At 30.7% G+C, this 10,921-nt stretch carries 12 protein-coding genes and 1 pseudogene; 8 read left to right on the top strand and 5 right to left on the bottom strand.

Annotated features, from left to right (window positions below; genetic code table 11):
• Positions 1 to 463: 463 nt before the first annotated feature.
• From AC1RYN_RS14115 to metN, 3 genes and pseudogenes are all read right to left on the bottom strand, one after another.
• Positions 464 to 940 (bottom strand): annotated as a pseudogene (locus AC1RYN_RS14115) (MetQ/NlpA family ABC transporter substrate-binding protein); the annotation flags it as partial.
• A 44-nt stretch (positions 941 to 984) separates the two neighbouring features.
• Positions 985 to 1,638 (bottom strand): methionine ABC transporter permease MetI, encoded by a 654-nt coding sequence (gene metI, locus AC1RYN_RS14110; RefSeq protein WP_481807466.1) that lies wholly within the window; start codon positions 1,636 to 1,638, stop codon positions 985 to 987.
• Positions 1,631 to 2,662, bottom strand: coding sequence for a methionine ABC transporter ATP-binding protein MetN (metN, locus tag AC1RYN_RS14105; protein ID WP_481807465.1), 1,032 nt, complete (start codon positions 2,660 to 2,662; stop codon positions 1,631 to 1,633). The genes metI and metN overlap by 8 nt, the downstream gene beginning before the upstream one ends.
• A gap of 579 nt (positions 2,663 to 3,241) precedes the next feature.
• Between metN and AC1RYN_RS14100 the strand changes: the two genes are divergently transcribed.
• The 4 genes from AC1RYN_RS14100 to AC1RYN_RS14085 all read left to right on the top strand — a co-directional run bounded on the left by AC1RYN_RS14100 (position 3,242) and on the right by AC1RYN_RS14085 (position 4,928).
• Positions 3,242 to 3,577 (top strand): hypothetical protein, encoded by a 336-nt coding sequence (locus AC1RYN_RS14100; RefSeq protein WP_481807464.1) that lies wholly within the window; start codon positions 3,242 to 3,244, stop codon positions 3,575 to 3,577.
• Positions 3,578 to 3,729: 152 nt separating this feature from the next.
• Entirely contained in the window at positions 3,730 to 3,921 is a 192-nt protein-coding gene (locus tag AC1RYN_RS14095) for a histidine kinase dimerization/phospho-acceptor domain-containing protein (protein ID WP_481807463.1), read from the top strand.
• Between the two features lie 5 nt (positions 3,922 to 3,926).
• Positions 3,927 to 4,454 (top strand): sensor histidine kinase, encoded by a 528-nt coding sequence (locus tag AC1RYN_RS14090; protein WP_481807462.1) that lies wholly within the window; start codon positions 3,927 to 3,929, stop codon positions 4,452 to 4,454.
• A 99-nt stretch (positions 4,455 to 4,553) separates the two neighbouring features.
• Positions 4,554 to 4,928 (top strand): response regulator, encoded by a 375-nt coding sequence (locus AC1RYN_RS14085; RefSeq protein WP_481807461.1) that lies wholly within the window; start codon positions 4,554 to 4,556, stop codon positions 4,926 to 4,928.
• 26 nt (positions 4,929 to 4,954) lie between these two features.
• Here the strand turns inward: AC1RYN_RS14085 and AC1RYN_RS14080 are convergent, their stop codons facing one another.
• Positions 4,955 to 5,716, bottom strand: coding sequence for an XRE family transcriptional regulator (locus AC1RYN_RS14080; RefSeq protein WP_481807460.1), 762 nt, complete (start codon positions 5,714 to 5,716; stop codon positions 4,955 to 4,957).
• 119 nt (positions 5,717 to 5,835) lie between these two features.
• On the opposite strand from AC1RYN_RS14080, the gene AC1RYN_RS14075 reads away from it, so the two are divergent.
• Positions 5,836 to 6,462 (top strand): alpha-ketoglutarate-dependent dioxygenase AlkB family protein, encoded by a 627-nt coding sequence (locus AC1RYN_RS14075; protein ID WP_481807459.1) that lies wholly within the window; start codon positions 5,836 to 5,838, stop codon positions 6,460 to 6,462.
• A gap of 194 nt (positions 6,463 to 6,656) precedes the next feature.
• On the opposite strand, the gene AC1RYN_RS14070 is transcribed toward AC1RYN_RS14075, so the two are convergent.
• Complete coding sequence (locus AC1RYN_RS14070; RefSeq protein WP_481807458.1) at positions 6,657 to 7,526, bottom strand: cupin-like domain-containing protein; 870 nt, start codon at positions 7,524 to 7,526, stop codon at positions 6,657 to 6,659.
• Positions 7,527 to 8,456: 930 nt separating this feature from the next.
• Here AC1RYN_RS14070 and AC1RYN_RS14065 point away from each other — a divergent pair.
• From AC1RYN_RS14065 to AC1RYN_RS14055, 3 genes are all read left to right on the top strand, one after another.
• Complete coding sequence (locus AC1RYN_RS14065) at positions 8,457 to 8,897, top strand: RNA polymerase sigma factor (protein WP_481807457.1); 441 nt, start codon at positions 8,457 to 8,459, stop codon at positions 8,895 to 8,897.
• Positions 8,898 to 8,987: 90 nt separating this feature from the next.
• Positions 8,988 to 10,109 carry a FecR family protein gene (locus AC1RYN_RS14060; RefSeq protein ID WP_481807456.1) on the top strand — a complete coding sequence of 374 codons (1,122 nt, stop codon included), beginning with the start codon at positions 8,988 to 8,990 and terminating at the stop codon, positions 10,107 to 10,109.
• 156 nt (positions 10,110 to 10,265) lie between these two features.
• The coding region (locus AC1RYN_RS14055) for an STN domain-containing protein (protein ID WP_481807455.1) at positions 10,266 to 10,921 on the top strand (656 nt) is incomplete at its 3' end.

Here is a 10,921-nt window from a genome sequence, read left to right as displayed (position 1 = left end):
CAAAACATTTTGATCTACAGTATAAAAATAAAATTTTAATTTTAAAATAAAACCACTAACACAAAAAATAAATTTTCAATACTTAGTAGGAGACTACTGCTTAATAATTACTGACCCTAATCATATTAAAGTTGGAGTTGCTGCAAGACCAGAATTTGCGGTTGCCTGAAGCAGCTCAAAAAGTGGCTAAAGAAAAATAATGGACTCACGTAGAGCTAGGTCCTAACGATTACTGCAGTCCTAATGGAAGCATTAAACCAAGGAGATAGATGTAAATGCATTTCAGCATAAACCATATGAGTACTTGAAACAGAGGATACAAACTAGCTATTATCGGGAAAACCTTTGTTTATCCTATAGCTGGTTATTCTAAAAAAATAAAATCTAGCGAATTACAACCAGAAAGCAGCGATGACTACTCTCAATGACCCAACCAATGGGCGGCCGTTCGTTACTATTATTGCAAAAGTCCAACACCGTCTTTAAGCTTTATAAGTCCGTTTTTTTCGGAATATAGTAACGAACGGCCACCATTGGTTGGGTCATTAGGAATAATAATAGTACTTTCTGGTTGTAATTCGCTAAGAGATTTTATTTTTTTAGAATAACCAGCTATAGGATAAACAAAGGTTTTCCCGATAATAGCTAGTTTGTATCCTCTCTGTTTAGATTGCTCGTCAAGATATGGTTTATGCTGAAATGCATTTACATCTATATCTCCTTGGTTTAATGCTTCGTTAGGAACTACATAATCGTTAAATGTTATTAGCTCTACATCAAGTCCGTATTTTTCTTTAGCCACTTTTTGAGCTGCTTGGCAACCGCGAAATTCTGGTCCTGCAGCAACTCCAACTTTAATATGATTAGGGTCATTTTTTTTGTCTTTTCCACAGTTGGCAAATACTAATGTAAGTAGTAGTATTCCTGTAATATTGAAAATTTATTTTTTGTGTTCATGGTTTTATTTTAAAATTAAAATTATTTTTATCTGTGATCAAAATGTTTTGAAAGCGCATCTTCAACAAATTGTATTATAAATACAAGCGCAACAAGAAGGATCAATACTATATTCATGATTGTAGCGTCATAACCAATATATCCGTATTGGTATCCAATTTGTCCTAAACCACCAGCACCTACAGCACCACCCATTGCTGAATAACCTACAAGTGTGATTAGTGTAATTGATGCGGCATTGATAATAGAAGGAAGTGCTTCAGGCAATAATACCTTGTAAACAATCTGAAAAGGTGTTGCACCTAATGCTCTCGCTGCTTCTATCAGTCCTGAAGGCAATCCTAAAAGACTATTCTCAACCAAGCGTGCAATAAATGGAGCTGCTCCTATGCTAAGAGGAACTAATGCAGCACTAACTCCAATAGAAGTTCCTACTAATGCTCTTGTAAAAGGAATCATCCAGACAATTAAAATGATGAAAGGAATAGACCTAAATATATTCACTATAACCGATAAAATTCGGTTAAATGTAACATGCTCCATAATTTGCCCTTTTCGAGTCAGGAATAGGAATATACCTGCTGGAAGTCCCAAAATAAAACCGAAAAAGCCAGAAAGTAAGGTCATTGTAATGGTTTCTAATGTACCTTTTAATAATAATGTTATAATAGATTCAGACATAGCCTAATATTTCAGTTTTTATATGTTTTTCTTTAAAAAAGTTAATTGCTTGATTTTGCTCATTTTCATCACCTGAAAGTTCTACAATAAGAATTCCAAAATTGACATCGCCGGCAAATGCAGTTTGTGCAGTTATAATATTGGCATTAACATTAAATTTTCTAGCTGCTTGGGTAAGGATAGGTTCGTTTACCGATTTACCATTTAACTCTAATCGCAATAAAGGATTCAGTCCTTTTTTATAAACTACAGAAAGACGTTCTTGATATATTTCTGGAATTTCAATATGCAATGATGATGCGATAAATTCACTTGTTAAAGGATGCTTTGGATTAGCAAATATCTCACCAATAGTTCCTTGTTCGATTAGTTCACCTTTACTAATTACAGCAACTTCATCACAAATGGCTTTTACAACTTCCATTTGATGAGTAATAAGTAATATTGTAATATTTAATCGTTTGTTTATGTCTTTTAGTAAATTTAAAATAGACCTTGTAGTTCCTGGATCCAAAGCACTTGTAGCTTCGTCACACAGTAATACTTTAGGGTTATTGGCCAAAGTTCTTGCAATAGCAACACGTTGTTTTTGGCCGCCAGAAAGACTAGCAGGATAATCATTTACTTTTTCTTCAAGGCCTACAAGCTCTAGTAACTCTTTTACTCTGTTTTTTATTTCGTCTTTAGAAACTCCGGCTAGTTCCAACGGAAAAGCAATATTTCCAAAAACAGTTCTGGATGAAAGCAAATTAAAATGTTGAAAAATCATTCCGATTTGTCTTCTTTCTTGTGCTAATTCAGAATTAGAACGATATAATAAAGACTTTCCTCCAATGATTACATCACCAGATGTTGGTTTTTCTAATAAGTTAATACAGCGTATAAGTGTACTCTTTCCTGCTCCTGAAGTACCAATTACACCAAAAATTTTCCCTTCTGGTACATGAAGGGAGACATTATTAAGGGCTGTAATTTCCCTTCCAGCCTTGTAAAACTTCTTGGTTATATTTTTTAATTCTATCATATCTTACTATTTGTAATCATTAATAAGATAAAGTAAATATTTAATTCTTGAAGAATTAAAGCCAACTAAATGTGCTTTTTTACTTTAGTCCTTTAAATTATTGTGCAAAGGTAACTCAGAATTTGATATAATAAAATCTATAGGTTAAGTAGAATAATAATAAAATGTTAATTTTTGAAGCGAATTTTACTTGATGTGCTGATTTACAGTGTGTAATTTTTTTGACCCAGAGATTAAATTAATATTATAAATAAAGTTAAACTTGTTAAAATAATGTATGTGCTTTTATTTTTTTTGTTAGAATTATCTAATAAATGCTTAAATTTAAATCAATTTTAATTGACTTGGTATAAATATGCCCATAATCATTATTTACAATATGCCGAAAACCAAAATTATAGAAAACCTAAAGCTCCCAAATGTTTACATTCTTTTACTAATAGTCTTTTTATCATGTACATTATTAATTTTTATTAATTTTTTTACAGTTAAGATTTTATCTGCAAACAGAGCGTATGTTAATGGAGAGTCACATTATTCAAAGGGCAGAAAGATGCAGTAAGACATCTTATAACATATTTGTATACAGAAGATGAAGAGCAGTGGAAATTATATCTGGAAGAATTAAAAGTTCCTCAAGGTGATGGGATTGCCAGAATTTTGCTTTTAAGTAATGGAGATATCAATAGTATTAAAAAAGGATTAAGAGACGGTCGAAATCATGAAAAGGATTTAGACGATATGATTTGGCTGTTTAGGAATTTTAAATCCGTTTCTTTTTTAGCAAAAGCTATTAATGAGTGGGAACAGGCAGATAACTTAGTTAATCAATTAGCTGAGATTGGAAAAACTATTGATAAAAAAATAAAAACGGGTAGTTTAAATGAGGCCGATAAAAAAGTATTCTTAATTTAATTAGTGTAATAAGTGATAAATTAACAATAAATGAACGCAAATTTTCGGATACGCTAGGAGAAGGAACACGCGCAATTAAAGATCAATTGATATTTACGAATATTATTTTTATTCTAATAATTGTTAGTAGCGTTTGCATCTATTTTTCGATAATGGTAAAAAAGATTATAATATCAAAAAAAGAAGTTGAAGCTAAGAATGAAAATTTAATTCCTGCAAATAAAGAACTGGATAGATTTGTTTATAGCGCCTCACATGACTTAAGATCTCCAATTACTTCTCTCAAAGGGCTGATAGAGATTGCGCAAATGGAAGATGATTTAGGTCAAATAAGAGAATATTAAATTTGATGAAACTAAGTTTAATTAAGCAAGATCAATTTATAAGTGATATTATAGATTATTCTAAAAATAAAAGAAAAGGAGTTGTTTTAGAATCCATAAGTTTAATAAGCTTGTTTGAAGGAGCGATAATACAGCATACACACATAAAAAATGCAGATCGTATTATTGTAGATATTGAAATTTTGGTTGATGTAATTAAAAGTGACGGTCTTAGATTAAAAATCATCATAAATAATTTACTCTCTAATGCTATAAAATATGCAGATGAAAGTAAGCCAGAAATGCGTATTTTAATTAAGACTTATATCGAAGGAAATTTTTATAAAATAGAAGTAATAGATAACGGAATTGGTATTAAGCCAGAATTTAAGGAACATATATTCGAAATGTTCTATGTTATTGATAGTAATAAAGGTTCAGGGTTAGGTCTTTATATACTGAAAGAAGCAGTAAAAAGTCTTAACGGAAACATTGAAATAGAATCTGAATTTACTATTGGAAGTAAGTTTGTAGTAGCAATACCTAGATTATAATAAAGCATATGATTTAAATATTTAAGAGATAAAGATAAATGTTAATACCATGTTTCCCAAAAAAATAGTATCGACACCATGGAATCTAAATATGTATTTTTGCTGATAGAAGATAACGATATCGATAAGCTAGTTATAAAACAACTGCTTAAAAAGGTACTTGAAGTAACACATGTAAATGCAGTTAATAATGGTAAAGAGGGAATCGAATGGATTGTAGAAAATCGTAAAAGTTTTGATCAATCTCTAGTTATTCTTCTTGATATTCAAATGCCAATAATGACTGGTTTTGAGTTTCTTATCGAGTATGATAAACTTTCAGATGATTTAAGACATGAAACTCAAATATTTGTTCTTTCGTCTTCATTAGTAAGAGAGGAGATAAAACGTATTAAAAGCAATCGGTATGTAACCGACTTTTTAAGCAAGCCCATTGCTATAAAGAATTTGGTGATATATTATACCCAACTTTAAAGAGAAAAATGGGGTAGAATAAAAAGTTACCTGTTTTTTAATGCTTTAATTTCATTTTTTAATTCTAAAAACATTGTTTTAACATCGTCTATTTCTGAAGATTTTTGCTCTTTATCATTTCGACCAATGTTGCATACATATTCCCAAATCTCTAAAATATTAGAGGCCTTTACTAAATATGGCGGATAAAAGGTATTGTCAGAATGTGCCATTAAATCATTTTTTCCGTTTTTGTTAAGACGTTTATATACGATACCATCAGTTTTTGTAATAAGAATATAAGTTCTGCCATCAAGAACTTCACCTAAATTCTCTATATAACGACCAACTATAAAAGAACCATTTTCATGAGGGGGCATAGAATCTCCCTCTACAGGAAAAGCCCTGTGTTTTCCGTGTCCTAAAAATGGAAGGGAAATATGTTGTAAGTTTTCGATAAACTCGGGGTCGGCATAACCAGTAAGATACCCAGCCTTAGCTTTATGCGGAATAATCTCTATTAGGTTATCACCATTTCGGTCTACCGTAATAGGTAACAGTATTCTATTATCTCCCAGTTTTAGCAATTCACCCATGGGAATCTTTTTCATTTCTACAGAAAGTAGTATGTCAATACTAATATGAAAAAACCGGGATATGGCTACTAATATTTCTGGTGGAGGCGAATTTTTTCCATCTTCATATTTGGCATAGCGATCACGAGATATATTTAAGCCTTCGGCTACTTCACGTTGTGAAATCTCTTTTCGGGCTCTAAGGTGCTTAATATTTTCAGAAAATAACGACATATGTTAATGGGATAATTTATCACAGTAAATATATGAAATTTGTGACGATATATACTATTTTTGTTTTAAATAAAAACAAAGAGACTAATTATTAGTTCGTTTTACTTAATTCAAGAAGCATGCTACTTTTTAATGATACCGAAATTTTTACAAGTGGTAATAGAGGGAAAAAGGTTTTTGATCTGCCTGATACCGAATTAATTTTGTGCGATTCTCTTTTTACTAAAGAAGAATCAGATAATTATTATAATGTACTGTTAAACACAACATCATGGCGCGAATATGAAATGGAAATTTATGATAAATCACTCAAAGTACCAAGAATGATTTCTTGGTATGAAGATCAAACTAATATTGGTGTTGCACTTGATTGTCCAGATTGGACACCTGAATTATTGCAAATAAAAGAGCGAGTAGAGGCAGAGACACAAGTAAAATTCAATAGTGTTTTACTTAATTTATATAGAAATGGAAATGATGGAGTGAGCTGGCACAGTGATCGCGAACAAAATTTTGGAAAAGATGCTATTATTGCCTCTGTAAGTTTTGGAGAGACTCGAATGTTTAAGCTAAGACATAAATTTAAAAAAGAAATTCCACAATTAGAAATACCATTATATCACGGATCATATTTATTAATGGGGGGAACAACGCAAAGTTTTTGGCAGCATCAGGTTCCTAAAACTGCAAAAGATATCTTGCCAAGAATTAATCTTACTTTTAGAATTGTAGATAGGAAGTTATGATTGAAAAAAAATAACAGCAAAGTACGCAGTCCCGATAGCTATCGGGATACGCAAAGAATGCGAAGTAAAGCTGTTGCAAAATAAAATTTAAACCATTAAGAAATTAAGTTTTATTAAGTATAAAACTTAATTTTTATTAATCCCTTAATGGTGAAAATATCGTGTAATTCGTAGCAGGTTTTTTTTAAGATTAATCATTGTTTTTCCAATAAAGCATTTGTTCTACGAATGGATTCTTTGTCTTTATAATCTAGCCAAGCTTGTCCTTTACGCTTTCGCATCCAGTTATCATAATGGCGTATGACTGCTACATTAAGAAATGCTTTGATTACATTAGTTGGTTTGCCAGATAAGGAACGTAAGCTCAGTGAGAATCCTGGAGTAGTATATTTCATATAGTGCCACCAGCCTTCGGGCATATAAAGCATTTCGCCATGCTGTAAATTAGCAATATATGGTTTTACATATTTAAGAGCGGGAAATTTTTCGTAATCGGGATTATCAAAATCTATATCTTCATTGCAAATCCAAGAATAGGGAAGGCGATACATGTATTTTGTTTCTTTTGGATCAACGAGGACACATTGTTTTTTTCCTTGAAAATGGATGTGGAATATATTAGGGAAATCAATGTCATAATGCATAAAAACTTTAGCATTTTGACCTCCAAAAAATACCAATGGTAAACTTTTTATTAATCTAAGCCCGAGTTTTGGCCATCGCATATCATCTTTCATTGATGGTACATCTTTCATTAAATTGTATAGAAATATGCGTAAATGAGTAGGTCCTTTTTCGAGAATATCGACATATTCAGACATCGTCATTGTGAAATCGGGTTCATTGACTTTTTTGGTATGATCAGTTTTGCGATTGTCGTATAGAGGAACAGTTTTATCACCTGCAACTTCTCTTAAAAAGTCAAAATTCCATTTTGTGAAGGCAGGCCAATCTTCTATCTGATTAGTTATAACTACTGGCTTTTGAGGTTTATAATAGTTTTCTATAAAATCTTTTTTGGTAAGTTTTTCTACTCTTTCAATTTCTATATATTCAAACGTCATAATTAAAATTTTAAAGTTGTTAGAAAATAATAAAGGCACATATTGCAGGAAAAATTCTGTATAAATTAAGCTGTTTTTTCTTGTTTAATGTGATGGAATACTAATGTTTTGTAAGAATATTGTGTTTTTTAATGTGTTTTAAGTGTGAAAAATGTAATGTTAGATGGTTTATTTTTTTATGATAAATGGTATCGTCTATATGTTTTTTGGCTTTTTTATTAGAAGAAATAAATTAACCTAAAGTTATTGAATTTTTAATATACATGCTCAAAAAAAGTAAAATTCTATAAAAAAGTGCAATTTCATTTTGATTGTTACATTTCTTTAAAAATTTGTGATTATAAATTATTTTTCTATTCATAATTGTTTATGTTTGTTAATAAAACATTAAATATAAGGTTAAAATTAACTTTTGTGTTTTTAGATTTTTTGTTTAATATATAGAATTTATTATTAAACTGTTCACTAATAGTTAGGGTTGTAAAGCTTTGTAAACAAGCGTGTTTATTCGTATTGTTGTAACACAATCTAGATTGAAACTCATTGAAATGTTAATAAAAATAAAATTATTTGTTAAATTGATTACTGCTTATAAATTAAAAAATACAGTAGAACATCAATTTATCAAACAAATAAAATGTAGGTTTTTATTTGTTAGCATTGAAATTCTTAAACCAAAAAACTTTAATGATAATTACGACTGTCTTGTAAGTCAGTACGTTTGCATTGAAAATTACCAATTAACCAAAACCAAATTATGAAAAGCCAAACAATAATTAAGGTAGATATCCTTGATGATTCTATACTATGGAATAATCTGAAGGCTGGTGATGAAAAGGCTTTTTCATTACTTTTTGAAAAACATTATGCGCATTTGGTTCGTTATGGAAATTCGCTTTTCCTTCTTTTAATGAAAAAGTGCAGGATTGTGTGCAGGATGTATTCACAGATATTTGGGTATACAGAGAAACTTTAGATGATTCAGTTGTTGTAAAAGCATATCTGTTATCTAGTGTACGTAAGAGAATTGCTCGACTTCATGAGCGTGATCATATTTTTAGAAAAACAACTTCTATAGATTCGATTGAATTTTTATTTGATTTTTCGATAGAACAACAACTTATTGTTGACGAAGAGACTTTTGGTAAAGTTTCACATCTTAATAAATTATTAAATAGTTTGCCGGCAAGACAAAAAGAGGCGTTATATCTTAGATATAACGAAGGGCTTAGTGTAGAACAAATTGGAGTTATGCTTAATGTTAATTATCAATCAGCAAACAATTTATTACATCGTGCTTTATTGAATCTTCGTAAAGAATGGAAAGGCAATATTTCTCTTTTATTGCTCTTATCATCAGGTCTTTTTTAATTTTTTTTAATTAAATGTAAAAAAAATCATAATTTGGTGAGTATATAAAATAAAAACTGTCCTCTATGTTTTTGTAACCCTTATTTTAAGATGCAAGAACGTAACAATTATACAGAAGTAGAAGATTTTTTGGCTGATAAATCATTTCGGACATGGGTAAAATCTGAAGAAGATTTGGATCGTTGGGAAGAATGGACTTTAGAGGATTCTAAACGCGCTAAATTAGTAGAGGAAGCACGTTTGTGGCTATTGGCAATGAATGTTCCTGAGACTACTTTATCTCAATCAGATATTCAATTAGCATTAGAATCTACTTGGAATAAGATTGAAAGAAAAGAAATTGCTCAAAAAGGAGCGAACTCCCTTGTACTTAAATTTTGGAGTAATTATTGGCTTAGTGGGGCAGCTGCTGTTTTGTTTTTTGGACTTGTAGCTAGTTGGTACTATGTAGATAGTGAAAAAACAGATACTACAGTTGTTACCTATAAAGAACTTGTAAATGAAAATCATGAAGGTCTTGTAGAGCAAACCAATAATACTAATAAATCACAAATTATAACTTTATCTGATGGTAGTTCTGTTTTGTTAAAGCCAAACAGTAAGCTAAGTTATCCTAAAATATTTATAGGAAACGAGAGAAAAGTTTATCTATCTGGCGAAGGCTTTTTTGAAATTAGTAAGAATCCACAAAAACCATTTTTCGTCTTCGCCAATGAGATAGTTACACGAGTTGTAGGAACGAGCTTTAGGATTAAAGCTTATTCGGACCAACCTAATGTTGAAGTGCTTGTTCGTACAGGGAAAGTAACAGTAAGGTCAAATGAACTACTTACAAATTTGAGTTCAAAAAGAAAAGAAGTTGTTTTATTACCAAATCAAGCCTTACGTTTTGTACGTCAGGGATTTACTTTTAATAAGATTACTGATATTACACTAGATGAGTCTTTAGCGCACTCTGTAGGTAATATTGAACAGTTAAGCTTCGAATTTACTGATATTCCAGTTACCCAGATATTCAAAACAATTGAACAAGCATATTTGGTAAAGATTGATTTTCCCCATTCAAAACTTAAAGATTGCCATCTTACAACTTCATTAAGTGACCAGCCATTACCAGAGAAACTTAAAATTATTTGTAAAAGTCTTGGTAACAATACTAGTTATGAGATGAATGGAAATCAGATTATCATAACATCTAATGGATGTGAATAAAACCTAACACTTATGTAAAAAATGATATATAAAAAAAGCGCCGAAGATGCTGTAACATTCTCGACGCTTAGATAAAATCAAATTGCTCTCTGTAAAGAGTAATTTGTGATGTTCCTCAATACCCAGTAAATAGTATTAATTAAACAAACCAAAATTATGAAAAAACCTGTTGTTAAACAACGATTACTCTTTCGAATCATGAAAATAACATTATTTCAGTTTGTCTTGGCATTTGTCTTTTCAAGTGTCACTATGGCAAATAGTGTGAAAGGACAAAGGAAATTGGACACGAAAGTAACTATTGACGTTGTGAATTTGAGTTTGGATAACGCGTTATCTAAACTTGAAAAATCAGCAAAAGTTAAGTTTTCGTACAACTCAAGAATGACTCAACTGAATAAAAAAGTGAGTATTGAAGCAAATGATGAAACTTTATCGAGTATTCTTAATCGTGTGCTCAAACCGTTTAATATTACTTACTCAGAGGTAAGTAATCAAATTATATTACAAAAGGATAGCTCTCAAGCAGGTAGCTTTGAAGATATAAATGTATCAAGTTCATTGTTTGAGAGTTTATTTATTCCTGTTGTAAAAGGAAAAGTAATTGATCAAAGAGGCGACCCTTTACCAGGAGCTACTGTACTTGCAAAAGGGAGCAAGGTTGCAGTACTTACTGATTTTGATGGTAATTTTGTGATAGATATGCCTGCTAATAGTACCAAACTAGTAGTTTCTTACGTAGGTATGGAAACTAAAGAAGTTGACATTGTAAATTCCCCACTAACAATTAGCTTAAGTGAAGTAGGTCAGAA

The sequence above is a fragment of the Flavobacterium sp. TC780 genome, from assembly GCF_056783245.1.
Note: the sequence above shows the minus strand (reverse complement) of the source record. Positions and strands in the feature narration are given on the sequence as shown.